The sequence below is a fragment of the Halorhabdus sp. CBA1104 genome, from assembly GCF_009690625.1.
Lineage (GTDB): Archaea > Halobacteriota > Halobacteria > Halobacteriales > Haloarculaceae > Halorhabdus.
Genome location: NZ_CP033878.1, coordinates 1,969,014 through 1,992,471 on the forward strand (window position 1 = coordinate 1,969,014; position 23,458 = coordinate 1,992,471).

Here is a 23,458-nt window from a genome sequence, read left to right on the forward strand (position 1 = left end):
AGTACAATTCAGAAGTTCAGTCTTCTTTTGACTGAGAGAAGTGAGTGACCTATTCTTGGCCAAATAGTTCACGTAACACCTGTATAGCGCTATCTCGGACGGTTTCACTCTCCTCCTCATCATCAACATCCGAAGGGATTGTAATCCCGAACCGTCCACTATCTAATAGCTCCTGAATATTTCCTTCAGAATCGCGTGCCCTAATAAATGATAAATGTGAAAGCTTAGCAAACCCATTTGAATGACTTCTACGTTTTTAAGGTCGTTATTCTTACGTCCGACACTAAATATCGAATTGTCAGTATCCTCCCCTGCATCATAAATTAGGTCTGCTAAGTCTTCGTCAGGCCAACTGGGATTCGGGTCTTTCTGACCGATTTCCTCTACCTTTATTTTCCTTATTTTGGGCCGAGATTTGTAGAATGAACGCATCTGTTCCAAGTTGAGGGTTTCGTACCTCTCATTATCGTACTCAGTTTGAAACGGTTCAAAAATATAGTCTAACGCATCTGAATCGGTTACTTTCCGGGTTGACTCATAAGCATATCGACCATTATCGAGGAGAAGAAATCGCATAGTATGAACAAAATACCTCTCAACTTGTACAACATCGTCATTTTCATCGAATTCGTTTACGTCTCGTCCGACCTCTTGCTCAAAGTCAAAAAAGAGATAGTCGTTACCGAGAACGACATCTCTTGTCCCTCTACGATTGCCCTCGTACCCGACAATACCACGGTCTTCAATTCTATTCGCTATTCTTTCAAGGCTGGGAGTTGCTATATCCGATGCCTCCACTTCACCGAAGCGAAAGCGAGTTCGAGGCACTAATCAAGAATATGTGCATTAGCGTTAAAATACTATTCCCATAATAAGTCACTAATGGGGCTTGACCTGCGTGATAGATATAAAGAGGTTATCCGCTCTGTAGTGTTAGTCGGGTTATTAGCAATATTATCTATCTTTGATATTGTGACTATTTCTTCCTTTTCTCCGGGATTAGCCGCAGCCATATTCACGGTGATAATTGGAACAACAGCGACTCTCTTTTCTATTTTAGTCTTGGTAGGGGAGATAATATCGAGAGCAGAGTCGAAAGAGTATCTTGAGGATGTGAGGAGAACATTTGAATGGCCAGTGAAGGCTGGCGTAATTGGATTTCTTCTTTCGATTATATCCGACTTGTACTATTTGAATCTAGAATTTATCGGGACCAATGAATTGCTTTGGTTCACTTTCTCTGAATGGAATTCTCTGGTTATTTCAGGTATACTGTTCTTTTCCATCCTCTCATTTAAGAACGCATTCGGATTTATCCTTCTGACAGTGTTAGGCTGGAAAGGGAAAGATAGCTCTGATAAAGACGATTGTGATGAAGTCGTCATAAGTAAAGTTGTGATTGAGGTAGAAGATGCCAATGAGAATGAAGATTAGGACGGATTCTGGTAGCGATTAAAATTCCTCGCCCCACGAAGAACTGTCAAGTCGGAACCTATGTTGTCTTCAGCGAAGACGAGTAAACACACCCCTCCCCCAGAGAGTCAGTGTGTTCACTTCTCTTTACGAAATGGCTACACAATCAATATGTGTATGACTTGCCATAACAATCTCTATGGGATTGTTCAGTAGTGGACCGGACGAAGAAACACAGGAGTTGATTGATACCGCGAAAGGAGATTCTGTCACAGCCGACAAGCTGACCAAAGCAGAGACAGGTCGGATGGCGTGGGACCGGCTGAATGAGGGACCACTAATTGACCACCTTTCCGATGGCGAGCAGCCTCACTATATTTTCTCTCAGCAAAGCAAGTCCGGCGTTCGAGTAACGGACGGAGAGAGCATTAAACCGGAAGGCAAGTATCGGACGATGATGGCGGTAACTGAGAACCGGGTTCTGTTCACTGCTGGCGGGGACAATGGTGATTCGATATTCTCTGTTGGTTACGACTCCATAATAGATATAGAAGCAGAGAGTGGCCCAGAGAAGAGTGATGGAAGCGGGAAGGTCACTGTGTCCCTGAACACAGAAGACACGTCGATTACCTTCCCAATCAAGACCGCAGGTTCAGTGAACTTGGCAGATGTACATTCCGATGCCAACGAGGTACAGGAAGCGGTTGATTACATTTCCTCACGGGCAGCCGCAAAAGTAGAACGGACAGAGAAAGAGAAGTCGTCTATTCGTAGTGCCCGAAGACGAATCTCAGACGAGCAGAGTGGGGATTACGTCACACCTGAGAGAGTGAACAAGGTGAAAGACATTCTGGATAGTGGTGAAGAGATTCACTATCTGACGCGAGGCTCTACCGTTGATGTTGAAGGGTCATCAGCGGGTGAATCGTTGTGGGGAGACGACAGAAGCCGGAAGAGCGGAACGAAGGGGTACGTTCGAGCAGTAATCACAGACAGCCGGGTAGCAGTCAAGATACCACAACTAACCGGTAATGACCGGCGTTCTGTACCCTACGAGAGCATAACAAGTGTGGACTTGGATACCGGTCTGGTCAACAAGCGCCTTTCTCTACAAACACCGGGACAGACCTATCATATCGAAGCTCACGAACCCGGCAAAGGCGAGGTACGGCAAGCGGTCAAATTCATCCGGAACAAGATTGCCGAATCTAATGAGGAAACAGTTGTAGTCGAAGATTCGTCTGAACCGGACCCCACAGAGCAATTGAAGAACCTGAAGGAACTCCACAAAGAGGGTGTACTGACTGACAAGGAATTTGAGGAGAAGAAATCAGACCTACTCGACAAGATTTGAATCTCGTTAAATTTTCTTAGCCCACGCAGTCCGGTCCCAGAGACAACAGTATTCAAAGTGTAGACCACCTGTGAATCATTATACAGTTGCCTTCTACGAAGGCGAGTAAACACACTCCCCCCTTAGAGAGATTCAGCAGAAAACCGGCAGGAGTGTGTTCACTTTTCTTAACGACCAGAGAGAGGGGTCGGAAAGCCAGTTAATCTGGTTGCATATGGTTGCAATTTCCAGAGCGGGGTGGGCCGGTCTTTCAATTGGCTTCCAACAGCGCGATATAAAAAAGAGGAGCCTAAGACGCTTAGACGAACAAAATCGGCCACACCGAAAGCTTCTAGGAGTCACAGCGCGTTTCGATTATTGCAGAACGCCAGACGTGAGCCGGTGCGTCCGGGGACCGGTTGAAATCTCACAAGGAAAGCGCGAATCGCAGGAGGGCGCGGATACTCTCGGCTAAGGTTCGTGCGGCCGCAGGATGCCGCCTCCCGGATTTGAACCGGGGACAGCTCGATCTTCAGTCGAGTGCTCTCCCAGTCTGAGCTAAGGCGGCGCGTACTCCGAACGTCGGTGACCGTCACAAAAAGGATTTCGAAAGCCGGCGCCGGAGCTTACTGTTCGGCGAGCCCGTCGATGAGGAACTCCGCCGACGTGCGAGTGGTCGCCATCGGGGTATCGTGGACGTCACAAATGCGCAACAGAGCCGAGATATCGGGTTCGTGTGGCTGGGCGGTCAGCGGGTCACGGAGGAAGACGATACCATCGACGGCCTCGTCTGCGACCTCCGCCCCGATCTGGGTGTCGCCACCGAGGGGGCCGGACTGTTTGCGTTCGACGGCAAGGTCAGTCTCTTCCATGATTCGCTTCCCGGTCGTCCCGGTACAGACGAGTTCGAACTCCGAGAGGGCGTCCTCGTGAGTCCGAACGAAGTCGATCATTTCGGGCTTCTCGTCGTCGTGAGCGATCAGCGCGATCCGTGTCATACGTCTACCAGACAGGGCGGCGAATAAAGAAGTTGAGTATTCACGACTGGATCGCGACCGGCCTAGGGACCCTGGACGTCGACGTCTCCCGAGCGATGGACAGTCACGTCGTACGCCTCGACAGTAAAGGAACATTCGGTAGCGCCGTCGGTGTCGTCGAATACCGACGCGAGGGCCGCTTGGTCGACGTATTCGGCCAGCGGATCGAGAGCTGCAGGATCGGTGTCGGTCGCCGCGGCGATAGCATCGAAGACGAGAGTATCGATAGCACGGGGGTGAATCCAGGAATCCTCGTCCGCGCCGTCTGGGATGACATAGCGATCACCCGGACACATGTGACTGTGTGGAAGGACGTCGTGCATAAAGCACCTCGGAGGAGTTTCGCGCGCTGAAAGAGCGCCACCGGCCGCCAGCGGCCCCTGAGACGAGACAACGGGGATCGACAAGCCAGTCGTACCGAGCCGGTCAGGAGTTTTGACAGGCCGTGGCAGGTTCGCGTTCACAGACAGTGTTAGAGACGAGTTGCCACAACCCACGGCGAAGGCGTTCGGAAGCCGCTTGCTGTGAGATATCGAGGTCGGCCGCCAGATCACCCAACGATGTCTCCCGTGGGACCGAAAAGTAGCCACGATCCCAGGCGAGAGCCAAGGTCTCTCGCTGAGAGGGCGTCAATCCGAACCCGTAGCGACTCATCTGGTCTTGATCGCGAATCGAGTTGAGGGCCACGTCGACGCCCAACTGGTTGCACTGATCGAGAAACCCGGATAGCGCGTCACGATCGGGGACCCGCATACGTACGTCCCAGCCGTCACCATCGTTGGTCGCCGCAAGGAGGACGGCATCGTGGGACAGGGCAGCATTGTAAACGGCAGTCGTCGGCAGATCAGCGCCGTGAATCGATCGATAGAGGATTGCATCGTCCATCGACGCGAGCTGTGTCGCATCGGCCACGGTCCGATCGTCGGCCAGGGCGTCATCGAGTGTCTCGGCGGTGGCTCCCCGTGCCCAAAACACCAGCCGGAGTGGAACGGATGCCCCAGCATCCATGCCCTCGACTTCGAGGTACAAGTCCGGACACGTCGAAAACGTCGCTTCGAGAACCGGCGCGGCGAACGTACAACAGGCGATCATTGTCCGGACGTCGTGGATCGATGCTCAATGCGGCGCGATATAAACGTCGCGATCGACGCACGACTGGCCAGAGAGCGGCGTTGGGAAAAACGGGACCGGACGGTGTTCCCCCCGGTTCCGACCACGGTGCCGGCAACCCCCGGAGCACAGAGATGTCAGAGGCACAGGCTCCGGAGTGGGCGGATACTGCCAACACCGTGGTCGAACATCTTACCCCACGCATAATAATGATGACACCTGTATATTCATGCAGTATATAAGCGACTAGTCTCCGGCAAGCGAGTTGCGTACGGGCGAGGTATCAAGACAGGTTTTCTCCCTGGTAGTCACCGTCGTAGGTATCGTGGTGGGCAGCTTCGGCGACCACCAGTTGGGCGATCCGGGCACCGACTTCGAGTTCGATCTCGTGATACACTTCGAGCAGTCCCTCACCACGCCCTTCGTAGCCGGCGTCCCAGACCGCGGTATCGAGCATACAGGAGTTGCGCAGCAGCGACGAGCGGGGCAACAGGAACCCGACGTGCCCGTCGGGGATCCGGACCGGTTCCGCGTATCGCACGACGTACCCGCCGGGGTCGAGATGGAAGTGGCCGTCGTCGGTCTCGACGGGCTCGCGGTCGCCAACGTCCTTGCCATCCCGTCCGATCCGTCCCGCAGAGACCTGCTCGAATACCGCCTCGACAGTCAGATCGACACCGTTTGGCTGTATCTGATCCGCGCGGAGGTCATCGAGCTGTGCCGCGACAAACTGCCCACTCTCGAACATCGTCTCTGCGGTGGCCGGGGACGACCAAGAGCGTTCCGACAGCCCTGAAACGACGGTGGCTGCGAGCGAGTCCCGAGCGAGTCGGCCGGCTCGCTGCAAACCACATCGCCGAGGCCGAACACGAGACCGCCACCACATCCGTCGTCCCGAATCAGTGCGGTGAACGAACTAACACGGTCGATCGATAGAAACCGGCAAAACCGCCCGAGGGCAAATCCGCAGCATTCGCGCCAACACCGGGGATTTATGTCCGTGCGTGGTGTGTCTCCGGACGATATGGGACAGACGCTCACGGAGAAGATCCTCGACGATCACCTCGTCGAAGGGGACCTGGTCCCCGGCGAGGAGATCGGGATCGAGATCGATCAGGCGCTCACACAGGACACGACTGGGACGCTCGTCTGGCTGCAGTTCGAGGCCCTCGAACTCGAAGAGGTACAGACCGAGCTGGCCGCCCAGTACTGTGACCACCAGACGTATCAATTCGACTTCAAAAACACCGACGACCACCGCTTCCTGCGATCGGCGGCGGGGAAATTCGGGGCGTACTTCTCGCGGCCGGGCAACGGGATCTGCCATCAGGTCCACAAGGAACACTTCGCTGCGCCGGGCAAGACGATGCTCGGGTCGGACAGTCACACGCCGACACCCGGCGGACTCGGCGAGTTGGCGATCGGTGCCGGCGGCCTCGATCTAGCGGTCGCGATGGGCGGTGGGGCCTATTACATCGAGATGCCCGAGATCGTCAACGTCCGCCTGGAGGGTGAGTTGCCCGAGTGGGCGACCGCCAAGGACGTCATCCTCGAACTACTGCGCCGGCTCTCGGTGAAAGGCGGCGTCGGCAAGGTGCTCGAGTTCACCGGCCCGGGCGTCGAGACGCTGACCGTGCCCGAGCGGACGACCATCACCAACATGGGGACGGAGCTGGGCGCGACGACTTCGATCTTCCCGACCGACGAGGAGACCAGAGACTTCCTCTCCCGGCTCGACCGCGAGGACGCCTACGTCGAGATCGGCCCCGACGCGGACGCCGAGTATCACGACCAGATCACGGTCGATCTCTCGGAGCTCGAACCGCTGATCGCGACGCCGTCGATGCCCGACAACGTCGTCCCAGTCCGGGAAGTCGAAGGCACCGACGTCGAGCAGGTCATCGTCGGTTCCTGTACCAACGGCGCCTACGAGGACATCCTCCCGTCGGCAAAGATGCTCGAAGGGCGAGAGATCGATCCGACGACCGAGATGATCGTCGCCCCCGGCTCGAAGCAGGCCTCGGAGATGCTCGCCCGCGAGGGGTGGGCTTCCGAGATGATGGCTGCCGGTGTCAACTTCTCGGAGGCGACTTGCGGGGCCTGTATCGGGATCGGCCACGTGCCCGCAAGCGATTCGGTCAGCCTGCGGACGTTCAACCGCAACTTCGAGGGGCGCTCGGGCCTGGAAGACGACAACGTCTACCTGGTCTCCCCGGAGGTCGCGACGGCCGCGGCCATCGCCGGCGAGATCGTCGATCCGCGCGATCTGGCCGAGGAGTTGGGCGACCTGGAGGCCCCGGGCATGGAACTGCCCGAGGAGTACTACGGCGCCGACACGGACATCATCGAGCCGGAGAACGCCGTCGACGACGACCTCATCAAGGGGCCGAACATCGCGGACGTCCCCCTGAAGGACCCGATGGACGCCGACCTCGGTGGGCCGACGCTGCTGAAGATGGGCGACGACATCACGACCGATCACATCATCCCGGCGACCCAGGACATCCTGATGTATCGGTCCAACGTCCCCAAACTCTCGGAGTTCACGCTCTCACGGGTCGACGAAGACTTCGCCGACCGCGCTCTGGAGGCCGACGGTGGCTTCCTCGTGGCCGGCGAGAACTACGGCCAGGGCTCCTCGCGTGAACACGCAGCGTTGTGCCCGATGTATCTGGGCGTCGAGGGTGTACTGGCCCAGAGCTTCGCGCGCATCCACAAGGCCAACCTGTTCAACTTCGGCCTACTGCCCTTGGAGATCGACGCAGACACCTACGAGAAAATCGACCAGGGCGACGATATCGAGATCGTCGACGACGTCGCGGGTGCCGTCCGCTCGGGTGCCCAAGAGTTCACGATCCGCGTCAACGACGAGTGGGAAGCGACCGGCCACCTGGATGCCTCCGAGCGCGAGCGTGAGATCCTCGCCAACGGCGGGAAGCTCCCGCACACGAAGATGCAATACGAGGATTCAGACACCGAAACGCCCGCAGACGACTGATCGCAGAGTCGTGTCGGTCTCGGTTTTCGACGGGTCGGTCACCGACTGACCAGGGCGATAGCCCTATGCCGATCGGTTTCCTACCCGTGTTTGTGACGGCGATCGCTTCCGAGACGACGACCGTGCCGTTCATCCGGTCGGCCAGGCGCTCGGATCTGCTGGCCGTCGTCGATATCGAGCAGCGGTCGTTCCCGCAGCCGTGGTCGATCGGTGCCTTCGAGCGATTTCTCGACGCCCCCGCGTTTCTCGTTGCCGTCGATCGCGACAGTGGCCAGGACGGCGCCGTCATCGGGTACATCGTCGCCGATGCCGTGCCAAATCACGGGACGCCACTCGGGCACGTCAAAGACCTGGCCGTCCACCCCGACTGCCGCCGAACGGGGATCGGCCGCCAGCTGCTCGAGCGAGCCGTCTGTACACTGCGCTCGACGGGCGTTGGCTCGATCAAGCTCGAAGTTCGGGAGAGCAACGATCCGGCAAAGCGCCTCTACCAGCGGACTGGGTTCGTCCACCGACGGACGATTCCACGCTATTACGACGACGGCGAAGACGCCCTCGTCATGTTGCAAACCTGGGGGTGAGCCCGGAGACAGACGCCAGTGGTGTACAGTCGGGAAGTCTTTCCGTGGGGCCTGCCTCGATACGACTATGGGATACGCGTGTCCGGTCTGTACGTCCCCACAGGCCGACGCCAAACACCTTGCCGACCACCTGGCGTTTACGGCACTGCTGGGTGACGACGACCACGAATCCTGGCTCGAAGAACACGCGCCAGACTGGGAAGATGCCGACGACGACAGCCTGGCCGAACAGGTCCTCGAGTATGCCGAAGAGACGGAACTCTCGCGAGACAGCGACCCGCACGATCACACGCAGGGATCGCCGGACGCGACCGGCAAACGGGCCGACCGCCCAAATGGAGTGACAGAGATCGACACTGAGGAACACGAACCTGGTGTCGCGTTCGATGACTTCGACGAGGCCGTCACTGCCGATTCGAACCCACCACTGGACACGGATGCCCAGGCTGCCCTCAAGGAGGCCTACGAGATGACGCGGGCACGACGTGAACGCGGCGGCCGAGAGCGAGCAGACGAGGGCGAAGACGAGACGGGCGAAACCGAGTAGTGGCCGCCACTCGAAACGACGCGCATGGAAACAGAGGGGCTGTTTACCCCGGACACTCGGGACGCTGCCCGCAACCGGTACGCGGAACTCAGACCGGTCGCAGACGTCGTCGTCCGGGAGGTGGCCAGGGCGATGGACCTGAGCAGCGAAGCATTCGACCGCCATGTGACCGAGACCGTCGTCGAGACGGCCCAAGACGCACTCTTTGCGTCCATGCTCGAGGTCACGGTCGGCACACGCGTGGAATTCGAGACCGTCTGTGGGAAGCGAGACGCCGAACTCGTCCAGACCGGGAGTGAAAACGTCGATCGGGTTGTCTGGCACGCCCCGCCGTTTGCCGACCGGATCGTCGCGACGACGTTCCAAGACGCCCGGGAGGCTGCCGTCGGAACCCTCCGCCGGCAAGCGTTCGGTCAGTTGTACCGTGATATCCTGGCCGATCCCGGCGATCCAGACAGCGACGATCGACAGGAGGGCGAGTAGATGCGCCGACGGACCCGCATCGCGGCGCTGGTCGTCCTCGGTATCGTCGTCTTCCTGTTGGCGCTGGGGGCGCTGCCGAGTCTCATCAAGAGCGGTGATCCCTACTACCTGACCGCGACGCCGGTCGAGGAGCACTCGGCTGTCAACGTGAGCGACCTCGACGAGCGGCGGTATCCGTACACGGCGGCCGCGATGGCTGCCGCAAGCGAAGGAGAGTCCGGGCGCTCGGATCGCTACTGGAAGGGGTACATCGGTTTCAAGGAGGCGTTCACTCACTCGCCGTTCGACGAGATCGACGCCCTCCGGCAGCGCAATCCCGACGCGAACGACGGCGACGCTATCTACGTCCGTGACGGCGACCGCTACTACAGAGTGACAATCACACAAGAGCTGGGAGGAACGGCCGATGAGTGAAGATCACGACTGGCCGATCCGGGAATCGGTCGCCGAATACGAGACCGGCTGGTTCACCGCCGGCTACGACCTGGTCGAACAGCCAGACGGGAGTACGAAACGCTACTACTGGGCCGAGCTACCGCCCGCGGTCGTCGTCCTGCCGGTGGCCGGCGACGAGATCGTGATGGTCCAGCAGTATCGGCCGGCGATCCGCAAGCACTGTCTCGAACTGCCGGCCGGAATCGTCGAGGACGGCGAATCCTACACCGAAGCCGGCGCGCGTGAACTCCGGGAAGAGACCGGCTTCGATCCGGCCGGCACTGCACTCCTCGAGGACTTCTGGGTGGCGACGGGTGCGATGCGCCACGAGCGCGGGATCGTCTTCGCGGAAGGGCTCGAACCCGTCGAGGCCAGTCTCGACGACAACGAGTTTCTGGAGGTCGTCACCGTCCCCATCGAAGACGCAGTAGATCGTGTCCGGGCCGAGCCCGCCAACGACGCGACGATCGAGGCGCTCCTGTTGGCTCAGGCAGACGGGGTACTCTAAACCGCCACCGGAGATAGCGGAATAGCCGGCGGCTATCGTCGCGGTTTTCCCGGCGACAGCACTGAGAAAGGATATGGACGGGGAACTGTCAGCTGCAGAACTACGAGAACTGCGCGAGTCCGAGGCCGACCTGCGGATCGTCGACATTCGACCGCCAAGAGCCTTCGATCGGGGCCACATTCCCGAAAGCGAGAATCTGCCGCTTTCGGGCCTGCCCGAGGAGATCGAGCGTCTCGACGGGGCCGATCGGGTGGTCACTGTCTGCCCGCACGGCCAGGCCAGCGTCCGGGCCGCCCGATTGATCGCCGCCTACGAGGGCTGTTCGGGCCCGGTCGAGAGTCTCGCATGTGGACTAGAAGGCTGGGACGGCGACCTCGAAACAGGCAGCGAGGACCCGCCGAAACAATCCGACGCGAACTGAGCGGTCGCTATCGGGCACGAAGACGGTGGCTCGGGAAAGGCTCTCATCAGAAGGGGCTCAGTGGGGGTAACTGCTCGTCATCGCCACCACTGGCCGATTGGACTGGCAAGCAGATAAGTTGCCCACCTCCAGTCGACGACGTTGCGCGTCCCTCACGCGGACCAGTCCGCGTTGGCCCGGTGTGCCCTCGCGATGTCCTCGATATCTTCGACTGAGAGGACCCCACGCTCTGTGCAAATCGCGTCGATCAGATCGGGCGGCGTCTCGTCGAAGATCGGCCTGGCGGGCGAGATGGCTGCTGGGCCGTCGTAGATCGTGGCTGGGTCAGCGCGTTCGAGGGAGCCACTCGGATCAGGGTCGATTTTGTCGACGCTAGCGACGACGAGCACATCGATACCTTCGTAGGCAGCGTCGAGGGCCGCGCTTCGCGTGCCGACCTTGTTGCGGACCGTCCCAGCAGAATAGATCGCGTCGGCTCCGACGAGGAGTGCCTCGGCGTCCCAGTCGTAAATCGCCCAGGCCAGGCCGGCGTCTGGGCTGAGCGTGACATCCATCTCCCCAGCCAGTGATGCTGCAACGTCGACCCCTTCCTCGCCCGGCCGTGACTCGGCGATCAACACCGCCTCGGGGGTCGCGCGGTCGAGCGTTGCCAGAACGGTTCCCGACCGCGACAGCGTGGCGACGCGATCGGGCAACCGCTCGGCCGCGGTTCGCGCCGCCTCGCTATCGGCATCGGCCGCACGTGCCAGTCCGTCTATGGCCGTCGTCTCGATGCTCGCCGGCGTCTGGTCCGCCCGTGCCATGACGCGGTTGACGCGATTTTCGATGACGGGCATCGACGGACGGGCCGCCCGAAGGTCTGTGGCCACGTCCGCGAGTCGATCCCAGTCACCCGCCTGCGTTCCCGTCGCTACCTGTCCGGCCTCGTCGCGGAGTCCCGCCAGCGCCCGCATCGAGAGCCAGGCCGAGCCGTGTTCCCAATCGGACTGGACGGTCTCGACGGTCGGGCGGACGCGCTCGTAGGACGCCCAGAGGGCGGGGACGGTCTCCCTACGGAGAATCGCCGTCGGGTGGACCCACTCGAATGTACTGGTCTCCCAGTTGGGCTCGACTGTTCGGTCGTCGCTGTCGAACAGATACGGATAGACGACCCACCGCGTGTCACGGCCCTCGTCGACGACATCGAGCGGTTCTCCCGCACGGATCAGCGTGACACGCCCGTCGAGTCCCGTTTGTTCGGCGATCGCCTGGCGGGCAGCCGCGTCCGGATCACCCTCTGGGTGAGCCGAGACGGCCCCCCACTGGCCGCTGTAGGAGCCGACCGCCTCGCTGCGATCCAAGAGCAACACCTCGCCCCGCTGACGCAGAAAACAGGTGACGACGTGTGTTTCGTCCATATCGAGAGTGAGAGGTCGGATGCTCTCAAAAGTGGCGCGAGGATCGGGTGACCACGAAGTTAAGACGCCCCGTCACGGTAGCCCGAACATGGAGGTTGCCATCGTCAGCGATTCACACGTCCCGTCGCGAGAAGGTTCGATACCCTCGTGGGCACGCGATCGCATGCGAGCGGCCGATCACGTCATCCACGCCGGCGACTTCGATTCCTCGAAAGCGCTGGCAGACGTTCGCTCCGTCGCCCCGCGGCTGACGGCCGTCGCGGGCAACATGGACCCCCGATCGCTTGGCCTATCCGAGAGACAGACCGTGACGCTGGGTGGCGTCGAGTTCGTCATCACGCACGGGACTGGCTCGCGCCAGGAGTACGAACAGCGCGTCGCCGAAATCGTCGACGAGGCGGCGACAGCCGGCCCGACGGTGGGTGTCGCCGGCCACACCCACGAACTGTGCGACGAGACCGTCGACGGCGTCCGCCTGCTCAACCCCGGCAGCGTCACCGGCGCGGCACCCGCAGCGGAGGCGACGATGCTGACCGCCGAGGTCGCCAACGGGGAACTCGACGTGACAGTCCACCGAGAGTAAGCCAGCCACGGACACGCAGGGTTTCGTCGTCGGCTGAAAGCGTCACGACCGGGCGACTTTTTGGGCCACCCACCCGAGTCGACGTATGGAGGTCTTCGCGGTCGATGGATTGCCGGAGGTCCGCCCGGGCGAGGACCTGACGGGCCTGATCGAGGACAACGTCGACCTGCAGGACGGTGACGTTCTCTGTGTCGCCAGCACGGTCGTCTCAAAGGCCGAGGGCCGCGGGGCCAATCTGGCGGCATTCGAACCGGGCGAGCGTGCACGGGCGATCGCCGAGCGGATCGGCGAGATCGCCGACGAGCCAAAGGACCCCCGCTTCGCCCAGGCCGTCCTCGAAGAGAGCGAGGAGATCCTGCTTGCGGCCCCGTTTATCCTCGCGGTGACGCAGTTCGGGCATATCACGGTCAACGCGGGCATCGATCGCTCGAACGTCCCCGAGACGGACCTACTGTTGTTGCCCGAAAACCCCACGGCGAGTGCACGACGGCTACACGACGCGCTCGGCGTCCCCGTCGTCGTCACCGACACGTCCGGACGACCGTTCCGACAGGGCCAACGCGGTGTAGCTCTGGGCTGGGCGGGTCTGCCAGCCTGCCGTGACTGGCGGGGCGAACACGACCGCGAGGGTCGGGAACTGACGGCGACCGTCGAGGCCGTCGCCGACGAACTCGCCGCGACGGCCAACCTGGTCACCGGCGAAGGCGCAGACGGCCGGCCCGTGGCCGTCGTCCGCGAGTTTGCGTTCGGCGACCACGACGGTCACGACGCCCTGTTTCGCGACCCCGAGTCGGATCTCGTCCGCCAGGCACTCAGGGGCTATGAGTACAGCACCGACTGAGACATCGAACGCCGACAGCACCACCGCCGACCCGATCGACAACCCCACACACATGCGAGCAATCGAACTCACCCCCGAACACCCAATCGAGGACGTAACGCGACTGGCAGAACGCGCCGAAGCAACCGGCTTCGATACGGTCTTTGCCAGCAACCACTACAACAACCGCGACCCGTTTCTGACGCTCTCGGCGATCGCGTCCGCGACCGACCGGATCGACCTGGGTCCGGGCGTCGTCAACCCCTACGAGACCCACCCCGTCAGACTGGCCTCCCGGATGGCGACCCTACAGGAGGTCAGCGACGGTCGTGGTGTCTTCGGGATCGGCGCGGGCGACGCCGCCACGCTGTCGAACCTCGGTGTCGAACGCGAGTCGCCACTCCGACGCGTTCTGGAGACCTTCAAAGTGGCCCAGCGACTCTGGGCGGGCGAGACCGTCGACCACGACGGACTGTTCGAAGTGAGCGACGCGAGCCTGAACTACGAAGTGGACGCGATTCCGGTCTACGTCGGCGCACAGGGGCCACACATGCTCCGCATGAGCGGAAAGCACGCCGACGGCGTGCTGGTCAACGCTGCCCATCCCCGCGATCTCTCCTGGTCGGCCGACCGGATCGCCGAGGGAGAAGCCGACCGGCCGGACGATCGTGGTGAACTGGACGTGGCCGCCTACGCGAGCGTCAGCGTCGCCGACGACGCCCAGGCCGCTCGCGAAGCAGCCCGGCCGCCGGTCGCCTTTATTGCCGGGAGCGCGGCCCCACCGGTGCTCGATCGGCACGACCTCGATCGCGAGCGAGCGAGCGCGATCGGTGACTCGATTCAGGAAGGCGACTTCGACACCGCGTTCGAGGCAGTCACACCGGCAATGATCGACGCGTTCACGATCGCGGGAACGCCCGAGACTGTCGCCGATCACCTCCAAGCAGCCGGCGAGTACGTCGATAGTGTCGTCGTCGCCTCACCGCTTGGCCCCGACGTCGAGACAGCTATCGATCTCGCGGCCGATGCACTCGATCGGGCCGGAATGGCGTGAGGAGATCGACGACAGCACGAAGACCCAGTACCCCGCCGGCCAGGACCGCCGCGCCGACGAACAGGGCCCCCAGCGCGACCAAAAGCGCGCTGATCGGCCCCTGGCTCGCCACGTCGACGAATTCGGCAGGTGCGTCGAAGAGACTGTTCATCAGCTTCGTGAGAAACGAGGCCATGCGACGACTTCGCAGCCAGGGCACTTGGATGCTTGGCCTGGGCACTCTCGGCCAGGCGTGAGCAGGCGCGAACGCGACAGCCTTTCAAGGGAGTGCCGTCAACCGACCGGAAGCATGGCGTTCGAAAAGCAAAGCGGGGTTTTCCTACACGTATCGTCACTTCCTGGGCCGGATGGAATCGGGACGCTCGGCGCGCCGGCCGAGACGTTCGTCGATTTCCTCGCCACGGCCGAGCAGTCACTCTGGCAGACCTGCCCGATCGGGCCGACCGACCCCGACGTGGGGAACTCGCCGTACTCGGCGTATTCAGCGCGGGCCGGGAATCCACTGTTCATCGATCTGGATGCACTCGTCGATCGGGGCTGGCTGGCCGACCTCGACCGGCCGGGGTTCGACGAGCGTGAGGTCGAATACGATCGCGTCGACGCGTTCAAGCAGGAGGCGCTGCGTGATGCCTTCGCCGGGTTCGAGGCGGACGCCGAGCCGGCGGCAAAGACGGACTTCGAGACCTACTGTGGGGAGGCCGGCGACTGGCTCGAAGAGTACGCACTCTTTCGGGCGTTGAACGACCATTTCGACGGCGAGTGGGTCGAGTGGCCAGCCGAAGCCAAACACCGCGATCCCGACGCACTCGATCGATATCGTGAGGAACTCGCCGAAGAGATCCGCTTTCGAAAGTTCCTCCAGTGGGTCTTCGAGACCCAATGGCAGGCGCTCCGGTCGTATGCGGACGATCGCGGCGTCTCACTGGTCGGCGACATGCCGATCTACGTCGGCACCAACAGCGCCGACGTGTGGGCCAATCCCGAGCTGTTCAAGCTGGACGAGGACCTCGAACCCGCCTACGTCGCGGGCGTGCCGCCGGACGAGTTCTCCGAGACGGGACAGCTCTGGGGGATGCCGGTCTACGACTGGGCGGCCCACGCCGAAGACGAGTACGAGTGGTGGCTCCAACGGTTCGAGGGGTTGCTCGACCGCTTCGACGTCTTCCGGATCGACCACTTCAAGGGCTTCGAGAGTTTCTACCAGATTCCGGCCGACCACGACACCGCCGTCGACGGAGAGTGGGTGACCGGCCCCGGCGAAGCGTTGTTCCAGACCGTCGAAGCGGAACTTGGCGAGTTGCCGATCATCGTCGAAGACCTGGGCCACATCACCGAGGAGACCCGTGCCCTCCGGGACGCCTTCGAGTTCCCGGGCATGAGCGTCGCCGCGATGGCCGACTGGTGTGATCCCAGCCAGGGACATCATCCGGCCAGTTATACCGAAAACACGGTCGCCTATGCGAGTACCCACGACACCGACACGGTACCCGGTTGGTACGCGTCACTGTCGGACGCACAACGGGAGTGCCTCCACGACGTCGTCGACGGCAACAGCGACGATCCCCACTGGAACATCGTCGAAACGATCTGGGCGTCCGAGGCCGTCCTGACGCTCGTACAGTGTCAGGACCTGCTGGGACTCGGGACTGCCCACCGGTTTAACTTCCCCGGGACCGCCGAGGGCAACTGGGAATGGCGAGTCCTGCCATCGGAGCTGACTGACGACGTTGCCGAGCGACTCGCCGCCGTGAGTCGTCGTACCGATAGAGCCTGATTTCAGCCCAGCGAAACGGGCTCTGGGCTGAAACAGCGAGTAAATTCCCGAGACACAATATTTTTAAGGAGAAAAATCGGGTATCTGGATAGTCGGCACAACGCCGCTGATGAAAAATTTCATGACATATACCGAACGCACCGGGGGCCACCACCCCGGACCACCGCGGTTTCTGCAACTCGGAGAGCGTATCGTCGATCCCGGCTTCGTCGACCTGGGACACGGCTACGACAGAGACAACCTCGCGCCGACGATCGCGGGTAACCCAGAGCGAGATCCCGACGCCTACGACGCCGACGCGTTCACCTGGCAGCTCCGGGAGAAACCAGCGGGATCGAAGGCTGGCCTGGAGTATGCCCCCAACCCGTACAGCGACGCGGTGCGGTACGACGAGGGATCGCACAATACGGCCGAGTTCCAGCCGGACGAGCCGGGAACGTACGTGCTGGAACTGACGGCCCCGGACGGCACCCACGAGTTGACCATCGAGGTGTTCCCTGGACCGGGCCTCGAAGACGGCTTCGAGCAATTCGATCTCGACGATGACGACGCCTGGGGCGAGAAAGCGGGTGGCCCACCACGCATCGACCTCGAGAGCCACTACGACCCAGAGTCCGAATCGTTCGTGATCGAATCGAACCCGGAACTCGCGCCCGACAGCTTCGCGACCGAATCTGATCTGCGCGTGTCGTTTCTGCCCGAAGACAGAGCCAGCCTCGATCGTGACGAGATCGACGTCGAGGGGAACACTGCCCGCGTGCCCATCGAGGCACTGGATGGGCCGACGCGAGTGTTCGCCGCTCCCTTCGATGGCGTCACACTCGGCGCGACCGACGAAATCGTCCTCGACCCGGACGAGACGGCGGTGTCTTACCCTAATCGTGCCCCCGAGTGGCTCGACGATGCCGTCGTTTACGAGATTTTCACGCGGTCGTTTGCCGGCCAAAAGGGCGAAACCGACTTCGAGTTCCTCACCGAGAAAGTAGAGTACCTCGACGAGTTGGGCATCGACCTCCTCTGGTTGACGCCGATCGTCCCTGCCTGGAGCGGGACGGCCGACACCCCGCCGGGCGGTCCCCACGGCTACGATACCAGCGATTACTTTACCGTCGCCGAAGACCTCGGCACGATCGAGGCGTTCGAGGCGTTCGTCGAGACCTGCCACGATCACGACATCAAAGTAGCGTTCGATCTCGTCGCCAATCACGTCGGCTGGGACCACGCGTACTGGCAAGACACGATCGCCGACCTCGGCGACGATCCCGAGGACCCCTACGCGTTTCCTGATATCCAGGCCTGGGACACCGAGTCGCCGTACTTCGACTGGTTCGACCGCCAGACAGGCTCGACTGACAACGATGCCACACCCGCACAGACGAGCTTCTTCGACGTCCGCCTACACCCGAACCTGAACTACGGCAATCTGGCGCTGCGAGAGCACATCCTCGCCGCCGTAGACTTCTGGTCGGATATCGTCGACGCGTTCCGGTGTGACATCGCGTGGGGCGTCCCCCACTCCTTCTGGACGGAGGCCCGTCGGTTGACTCGCGAGAAAGATACCGACTTCATGTGGCTCGACGAGTCGATCCCGCGGATTCCGTCGATGGGCGAGTCCGAATTCGACCTGCACTTTGACTCGATGGGATACATGCACACGGCCCACGCCGTCGCTCGGGGCGAACGGCCGCCGGAAGACCTCTTCGAGAAGGTCCGAGCCCGGCGATCCTACGGGTTCCCCGAACACAGCCGCCTCATCAACGCCACGGAGAACCACGACGAATCACGCATCTATCACGAGGCCAAAGCCAACGGGGTCCGAGAGGACCCGGCCGCCGCCGAGCGTGGGGCACTGTCGGCGTCGTTCACACTCCCGGGCGTACCGATGCTGTACTACGGCCAAGAGCGACTCATCGGTGAGTACGGGCAACGCCGGGAGAGTCCATTCAGCGATCGGGAAGACGAGACCGACGACATCGAAGCCGACCCGTACAAGCGGGCGTTCATGAATTGGGAGGAATACGACGCCCCACACCTCGAGTTCGTCTCGGCCCTCGTCGACTTCTATCACGAGTCGCCAGTCACGGGTCCCGAGGCGACGCTGGTCCGTGAAGCCTACCGGACCGACGCCAGCGAGGACGTGCTGGTGTTTGGCCGCGACGCTGGCGAGGAAAAACGCGTCGTCGTGATCAACTTCGGTGCGGAACCCAAGCAGGTCGATCTACGCAGTGTCGTGGACACGCACGATCAGTTCTCCGATACCGACCTCGAAGTTGCGAGTGCCGAAGACGCGGTGACCGTCGAAGTCGAGACGCTCGCCGTCTTCGAGACGCCGACGCTGTTCGATCAGGGCGACTCCAGGTGAGGCCGCCAGCCGAGTCGTCCCCGGTCTAGGAAGAGCTCGAACGGTCGATCGGGCCGATCCGAACAACACTCCAGGGACGCGAAGGGCTATCGCCTGGTAGCGGCCACGTTGAACTCCCAGCGTCTCCGGCTCGGTTCGGGCACGACTGTCGGCCGTCCCCTGGATCTATCGGTCTGAGAGACGCCAGACGTATTCGTGGCCATCGAGGTCGATGCCGTCGACCGTGCGTGAGGCCGTCGTCACGTTGTTGTACGTAGAGAGGGTCCGGTCGCCGTGGGTTCGCGTCGAGACGAAGACACCGTTTTCGACCCGGTAGGTCGGTTGTTCGGCGAACAATGCCGGATTACTGGTTCGAGTCCCGATCATCTCCCGAAGGCCAGTCCAGATCGTGTGGGCATCTGGATCGTCGCCGGCCATCGCGGCTGCCTTGCGCTCCTCGTCGAAGGGGCCACGATGGAGGTAGCGGCTGTCGTCGTAGCCGAGTTTCTCGTTCATCTCCTCGAAGAACGCACGATCGTTCGACATGCCGATCTCGTCACCGTAATAGATGATCGGCGTCCCCTCGATAGAGAACAGAAGCGAGTACGCAAGCAGGACACGCTCGGGATCTGTCTCGAGAAGGTCATACAGCCGCCCGGAGATACCCTCCCCGTCACGGAAGTCCCAGTCGTCGTCCCTGCGATACTCGTCGTTGAGGAGGCGGCGCTCGTCCGGGTCGACGAACTCCAAGGTCAACTCGTCGTGAACGCGCAGGAACGTAAACCACTGTGCGGTGTCGGGGATATCGAGTGTCTCTAGGCGTTCGAGCTCGTCGGTGATGTAGGTCGGATCGTTCTCGGCGAGCGCCAGGAAGAACGTCGGCATGATCGGAAAGTTGTACGCGACGTGGCACTCATCGCCGCTACCGAAGTAATCGACGACGTCGGACGGTTCCTGATTGGCCTCGGCGATCATGACCGTCCCCTCCGAAACGTAATCGAAGGCCGCCCGGAAGAGTTGCAAGATCGTGTGGGTCTCGGGGAGGTTCTCGCAGTTTGTCCCCTCACGTTTCCAGAGGAAGGGCGCGGCATCCATCCGGAACCCGTCGACGCCCGCCACCTGCCAGCGGGTCAGAATCCGGATCATATCGATCAAGACGGCTGGATTCTCGTAGTTGAGATCCGGTTGGATGTCGTAGAACCGGTGGAAGTAGTACTCGTCTGTGGGTTCGCTGTACGTCCAGTTCGAGTCCGAGACGCCTTTCAACAGGAGACGCGTCTCGGCGTATTTGTCGGTATCGTCGTTCCAGATGTAGTAGTCACGGTACGCAGCATCCGGACTGTCACGAGCATTTTGAAACCACGGATGCTGGTCAGATGTGTGATTGATGGGGACATCGAACACGACCTTGATATCGCGGTCGTGAGCTGCCTCGATGAACGTGAGGAACGCCTCGTTCCCGCCGAGTTCGTCTCGGACACGCGAGAAGTCAGCGACGTCGAATCCCTGATCGACCATCGGCGATTCGAGAACTGGCAACAGCCAGACGACCGTCACGCCCAGCTCTTCGAGATAGTCGAGTCGATCGATCAACCCGTGAAAGTCCTCGGCGAACAGATCGACGTACAGCGAGTAGACGACGCCGGTTTGATACCAGTCGGTCTCTTCGGGGACGTACGTGGCCTGTTCGTTGCGTTCCTCGAGTAATTCGAGGAGCGCGGCTTTCCTGTCTGGATACGCTGTCCCGTAGATGTCTTCCCACAGCGTTTCGATTGTGTCTGTCATCTAATCACTCCGTTCGTGGCGTCCCGCGGAGGGGCACTCTGCAATACGTCACGATGTGAGAGGTGCATACAAAGGTTCGCCGGTCGAGTCCCGACAGTTTCGAGGCGACGCTCGTCTGAGAGCGCGCCCAAGAGAGTGTCCGGAGGGACATTTAACTCCACTTACTCGAAAGGAAACGTAATGAGCGACTCGACACGGCCAGGCCGAGGCGACGGGTTGCCAAACAGGACGCGTGCACATCGAGGTGGGGGGCACAGTCCACGACATGGGCCGCCCGGTCGAGAGACGAGCGCGGCCACGTCCAACTACCGACGGGAGTTTCTGGCCATCGGGAACCGGACCGGCAGCGAGAAAGGGCACCTCGGTGTGGTGCTGGCCGATATCGGTCGGATTGCCGGTGAGGTCGGAAGCCTCACACTGCCGGTGATGCTGTATCTCCCTGTCGCCCCGGTCCGGGAACCGGTCGCCCTGTTCGAGGCGTGGATTGTGGCCCTGCTGACGATGATCGTTGTCGGGACGCTCCTCAGGGGTGGCTGGATCTCGCCACCGTTGACCGACGCTCCGGGGTGGGCTCGCTTGTTGCCCACGCTCATCTGGCTCAGACTACTCTATTTTAACGGCATCCTCCTCGTTGCGATCCACGGTGGGAGTATCGTGGCTGGCCAAACAGGAGTGGCGGCTGGAGTGCTATGGTCGCTCGTTGTCAGCGCAACGGCGACAGGACTGTTCCCCCGTGTGGTCGATGCGTGGATGGCCGACACAGGGTCCTGAAAGCGAAGCGATGAACGAGGGGAGTGTGACCTAGCGGTCCCCGCAGGTGGTTGTACGTGACGTGGAGAAGAGAGATGGGGTTGGAGGCTCTGTCCGCGGGGTGATGGCAATGTGTGAGACCGGATAGAACGAGCGCGCACTGTCTGCCAGCAGTGGGGAACGATCGAGTGTGAGCGAGAGAGACCAGCGACGACAAAGGGGCCAAGACAGCGCCAGGAGAGCCCGTCCAGGAGTACGAAGGGCGTATACAGCACGCCGAAGACCCCCAACGGCTGTCGGCCCCATTGTCGACGACCGGACACAGTACAGCAGACGGTAGAGCAGCGCTGTGAATCTTCGAGTACGTAATCATGTCACTAGAGGATGTTATTTGTCGGTAGTGAGAGAAGTTTACAACAACTGTAGTCATACCAGCGGAAGATTGAAGTGACCCCAGAACACTGGAATAAAATATGCCCAACGGCAACAACGGCAGTTCGTCGAGCGTGTCCCGGCGACGGTTCATCCAGGCTGCTGGCGCGGCAGGCGTGACAGCGGGTCTCGCAGGATGTGGCGGTGGAGACACCACGACAGACAGTGGGGGCGATACGGGCGGAGACGACCAAGACGGTGCCACGACTGGCACGGCCGACGGTGGCGAGATCGGCGGGAAGGTCTCGGTGTTCGCGGGGAAGGTGTGGGAACAGAACGAGGACAAGTTCACGAAAGTCCTTCACGAACAGGGCGTGCCGGATTCGGTCGACATCCAACTCAACTCCGCTGCCCAACAGACGGGGAGCAAACAGCAGCGTCTCAGAACACAGATCAACGCGGAGTCGAAGGACCCCGATCTCGTGTTGACGGACAACGGATGGACGATCCCGTTCATCGTTCGGGGCGATCTCGTCAATTTGACTGAGGCGATGAGCGACGAGTTCATCTCCCAGGTCTACGACGAAGGCGTCCGGTCGATGGTACAGACAGGACAACACCCAGAGACGGGCGATCTGTACTCGATTCCGGTCTTCCCGGACTTCCCGACCGTGCAGTATCGAAAGGACCTGTTCAAGGAAGTCGGCTACACCGAGTCTGACTTCGAGCAGTGGCAATCGAACCCGATCGGCTGGGATACGTTCTCGTCTATCGTCGCAGAAGCCAAGCAAGCCGGCGACGTGGATTATGGCCACGTCTGGCAGGGCAAAAATTACGGTGGACTGTCGTGTTGTACGTTCAACGAGTTCCTGACGAGCATGGGTGGGTCCTTCTTTGGCGGCGAGGACAACCTCTTCGGGCCGATCGGCGATCGACCGGTCACGATCGGCGACGAGAAAGCCATCGACGGTATCGAGCTGGCACGCGATCTGGTCTACGGTGAGGGCGAATCGCCGATGGACGTCGCGGGCGTCTCACCCCAGGAGGTCGGTGGCTGGATCGAACCCGACACGAAGAGTATCTTCGAAGCCCAAAACGCCGTCACCCAGCGCAATTGGACCTACGCCATCGGTGGTGCAGCAGACAAATTCGAGGGCACGGAAGCAGAACTCGGCGTGATGCCCCTGCCGAAAGGCCCCAACGGCTCCTGGCACGCCCAGGGTGGCTGGATCCTCTCGATGAATCCCTACAGCGACAACAAGGCTGCAGCCAAGGAAGTCATCAAAGCCTGGTGGAGCGACGCGATGCACAAGACCCAACTCGACGTCGCAAACTACATGCCGCCCAAGCCGTCGCTGTACGACTACGTCAAGGAACACCCGACCTACGGGCCGTACTTCAAACCCCTCAATTACGCCGCCGAGAACCTCATGCCACGGCCGACGACATCCGTCTGGCCCACCCAGTCGACTGTTATCGCGAAACAAGTCAACGCTGCACTCACGAAAAAGAAGTCGGCAGCCGACGCAGCCCAGCAATTGGAAACCAAGATCAAAGCGATCGAAGACCAGGCCTAGGACGATCGCGTCGAAGGCCGGTCCGGCTCGATAGGGAACACCGACCAAAGTCGACAGGGTGCCTGTAGTGGAGAAGGGGCCCAGGGACGGCGGATACCCGTGCTATCAGGCACCTCCTCGAGACGGAGAGCAGTCTGGA

24 protein-coding genes and 1 tRNA gene are annotated in these 23,458 nt (G+C 61.1%); 16 read left to right on the forward strand and 9 right to left on the reverse strand.

Annotated features, from left to right (window positions below; genetic code table 11):
• Positions 1-162: 162 nt before the first annotated feature.
• A complete protein-coding gene (locus Hrd1104_RS09945; RefSeq protein ID WP_154552613.1) occupies positions 163-828 on the reverse strand; it encodes a hypothetical protein in 666 nt (221 codons plus the stop codon).
• Positions 829-882: 54 nt separating this feature from the next.
• On the opposite strand from Hrd1104_RS09945, the gene Hrd1104_RS09950 reads away from it, so the two are divergent.
• Together Hrd1104_RS09950 and Hrd1104_RS09955 are read left to right on the forward strand one after the other, a co-directional pair.
• Positions 883-1,434 (forward strand): hypothetical protein, encoded by a 552-nt coding sequence (locus tag Hrd1104_RS09950; protein ID WP_154552614.1) that lies wholly within the window; start codon positions 883-885, stop codon positions 1,432-1,434.
• A gap of 178 nt (positions 1,435-1,612) precedes the next feature.
• Positions 1,613-2,767, forward strand: a complete 1,155-nt coding sequence (locus tag Hrd1104_RS09955; RefSeq protein ID WP_154552615.1) for a PH domain-containing protein — start codon at positions 1,613-1,615, stop codon at positions 2,765-2,767.
• Between the two features lie 473 nt (positions 2,768-3,240).
• On the opposite strand, the gene Hrd1104_RS09960 is transcribed toward Hrd1104_RS09955, so the two are convergent.
• From Hrd1104_RS09960 to Hrd1104_RS09980, 5 genes are all read right to left on the reverse strand, one after another.
• Positions 3,241-3,314: transfer RNA gene (locus Hrd1104_RS09960), tRNA-Phe, on the reverse strand.
• Positions 3,315-3,372: 58 nt separating this feature from the next.
• The gene (locus Hrd1104_RS09965; protein WP_154552616.1) at positions 3,373-3,744 is read right to left on the reverse strand and encodes a methylglyoxal synthase; all 372 of its coding nucleotides are present in this window, start codon (positions 3,742-3,744) and stop codon (positions 3,373-3,375) included.
• A 62-nt stretch (positions 3,745-3,806) separates the two neighbouring features.
• Positions 3,807-4,106: a HalOD1 output domain-containing protein gene (locus tag Hrd1104_RS09970; RefSeq protein WP_229770457.1), complete on the reverse strand. Its 300-nt coding sequence runs from the start codon at positions 4,104-4,106 to the stop codon at positions 3,807-3,809.
• A gap of 103 nt (positions 4,107-4,209) precedes the next feature.
• A complete protein-coding gene (locus Hrd1104_RS09975) occupies positions 4,210-4,875 on the reverse strand; it encodes a helix-turn-helix domain-containing protein (protein WP_154552617.1) in 666 nt (221 codons plus the stop codon).
• Positions 4,876-5,176: 301 nt separating this feature from the next.
• On the reverse strand, positions 5,177-5,641 hold the full coding sequence (locus Hrd1104_RS09980; protein ID WP_154552618.1) for a deoxyuridine 5'-triphosphate nucleotidohydrolase: 465 nt from the start codon (positions 5,639-5,641) through the stop codon (positions 5,177-5,179).
• 276 nt (positions 5,642-5,917) lie between these two features.
• On the opposite strand from Hrd1104_RS09980, the gene Hrd1104_RS09985 reads away from it, so the two are divergent.
• The 7 genes from Hrd1104_RS09985 (at position 5,918) to Hrd1104_RS10015 (ending at position 10,866) form a co-directional block, all read left to right on the forward strand.
• Positions 5,918-7,891: an aconitate hydratase gene (locus Hrd1104_RS09985; protein WP_154552619.1), complete on the forward strand. Its 1,974-nt coding sequence runs from the start codon at positions 5,918-5,920 to the stop codon at positions 7,889-7,891.
• A 65-nt stretch (positions 7,892-7,956) separates the two neighbouring features.
• Positions 7,957-8,472: a ribosomal protein S18-alanine N-acetyltransferase gene (gene rimI / locus Hrd1104_RS09990; protein WP_154552620.1), complete on the forward strand. Its 516-nt coding sequence runs from the start codon at positions 7,957-7,959 to the stop codon at positions 8,470-8,472.
• A 67-nt stretch (positions 8,473-8,539) separates the two neighbouring features.
• Positions 8,540-9,019, forward strand: coding sequence for a DUF5810 domain-containing protein (locus Hrd1104_RS09995; RefSeq protein ID WP_154552621.1), 480 nt, complete (start codon positions 8,540-8,542; stop codon positions 9,017-9,019).
• A gap of 24 nt (positions 9,020-9,043) precedes the next feature.
• On the forward strand, positions 9,044-9,502 hold the full coding sequence (locus Hrd1104_RS10000) for a DUF5809 family protein (RefSeq protein ID WP_154552622.1): 459 nt from the start codon (positions 9,044-9,046) through the stop codon (positions 9,500-9,502).
• Entirely contained in the window at positions 9,503-9,916 is a 414-nt protein-coding gene (locus tag Hrd1104_RS10005; RefSeq protein ID WP_154552623.1) for a hypothetical protein, read from the forward strand. It abuts the gene before it with no gap.
• Positions 9,909-10,445, forward strand: a complete 537-nt coding sequence (locus tag Hrd1104_RS10010; protein ID WP_154552624.1) for an NUDIX hydrolase — start codon at positions 9,909-9,911, stop codon at positions 10,443-10,445. The genes Hrd1104_RS10005 and Hrd1104_RS10010 overlap by 8 nt, the downstream gene beginning before the upstream one ends.
• 73 nt (positions 10,446-10,518) lie before the next feature.
• Positions 10,519-10,866, forward strand: coding sequence for a rhodanese-like domain-containing protein (locus Hrd1104_RS10015; protein WP_154552625.1), 348 nt, complete (start codon positions 10,519-10,521; stop codon positions 10,864-10,866).
• Between the two features lie 152 nt (positions 10,867-11,018).
• Here Hrd1104_RS10015 and Hrd1104_RS10020 read toward each other — a convergent pair whose 3' ends face one another.
• A complete protein-coding gene (locus Hrd1104_RS10020; protein WP_154552626.1) occupies positions 11,019-12,263 on the reverse strand; it encodes an NUDIX domain-containing protein in 1,245 nt (414 codons plus the stop codon).
• An 88-nt stretch (positions 12,264-12,351) separates the two neighbouring features.
• On the opposite strand from Hrd1104_RS10020, the gene Hrd1104_RS10025 reads away from it, so the two are divergent.
• The 3 genes from Hrd1104_RS10025 to Hrd1104_RS10035 all read left to right on the forward strand — a co-directional run bounded on the left by Hrd1104_RS10025 (position 12,352) and on the right by Hrd1104_RS10035 (position 14,720).
• Positions 12,352-12,846, forward strand: a complete 495-nt coding sequence (locus Hrd1104_RS10025; protein WP_154552627.1) for a metallophosphoesterase family protein — start codon at positions 12,352-12,354, stop codon at positions 12,844-12,846.
• Between the two features lie 85 nt (positions 12,847-12,931).
• Positions 12,932-13,687 carry a coenzyme F420-0:L-glutamate ligase gene (locus tag Hrd1104_RS10030; protein WP_154552628.1) on the forward strand — a complete coding sequence of 252 codons (756 nt, stop codon included), beginning with the start codon at positions 12,932-12,934 and terminating at the stop codon, positions 13,685-13,687.
• A gap of 52 nt (positions 13,688-13,739) precedes the next feature.
• Entirely contained in the window at positions 13,740-14,720 is a 981-nt protein-coding gene (locus Hrd1104_RS10035) for a 5,10-methylenetetrahydromethanopterin reductase (protein ID WP_154553234.1), read from the forward strand.
• On the opposite strand, the gene Hrd1104_RS13365 is transcribed toward Hrd1104_RS10035, so the two are convergent.
• On the reverse strand, positions 14,674-14,895 hold the full coding sequence (locus Hrd1104_RS13365; RefSeq protein ID WP_229770458.1) for a hypothetical protein: 222 nt from the start codon (positions 14,893-14,895) through the stop codon (positions 14,674-14,676). The genes Hrd1104_RS10035 and Hrd1104_RS13365 overlap by 47 nt on opposite strands.
• 114 nt (positions 14,896-15,009) lie before the next feature.
• Here Hrd1104_RS13365 and malQ point away from each other — a divergent pair, with 114 nt between their 5' ends.
• Positions 15,010-16,494, forward strand: coding sequence for a 4-alpha-glucanotransferase (gene malQ / locus Hrd1104_RS10040; protein WP_229770459.1), 1,485 nt, complete (start codon positions 15,010-15,012; stop codon positions 16,492-16,494).
• Positions 16,495-16,603: 109 nt separating this feature from the next.
• A complete protein-coding gene (locus tag Hrd1104_RS10045) occupies positions 16,604-18,856 on the forward strand; it encodes an alpha-amylase family glycosyl hydrolase (RefSeq protein WP_229770460.1) in 2,253 nt (750 codons plus the stop codon).
• 165 nt (positions 18,857-19,021) lie between these two features.
• Here the strand turns inward: Hrd1104_RS10045 and Hrd1104_RS10050 are convergent, their stop codons facing one another.
• Complete coding sequence (locus Hrd1104_RS10050; protein WP_154552631.1) at positions 19,022-20,620, reverse strand: alpha-amylase family glycosyl hydrolase; 1,599 nt, start codon at positions 20,618-20,620, stop codon at positions 19,022-19,024.
• A gap of 180 nt (positions 20,621-20,800) precedes the next feature.
• Between Hrd1104_RS10050 and Hrd1104_RS10055 the strand changes: the two genes are divergently transcribed.
• Both Hrd1104_RS10055 and Hrd1104_RS10060 read left to right on the forward strand, forming a co-directional pair.
• On the forward strand, positions 20,801-21,391 hold the full coding sequence (locus Hrd1104_RS10055) for a hypothetical protein (protein WP_154552632.1): 591 nt from the start codon (positions 20,801-20,803) through the stop codon (positions 21,389-21,391).
• A gap of 452 nt (positions 21,392-21,843) precedes the next feature.
• Positions 21,844-23,319 (forward strand): extracellular solute-binding protein, encoded by a 1,476-nt coding sequence (locus Hrd1104_RS10060; protein WP_154552633.1) that lies wholly within the window; start codon positions 21,844-21,846, stop codon positions 23,317-23,319.
• Positions 23,320-23,458 lie beyond the last annotated feature (139 nt).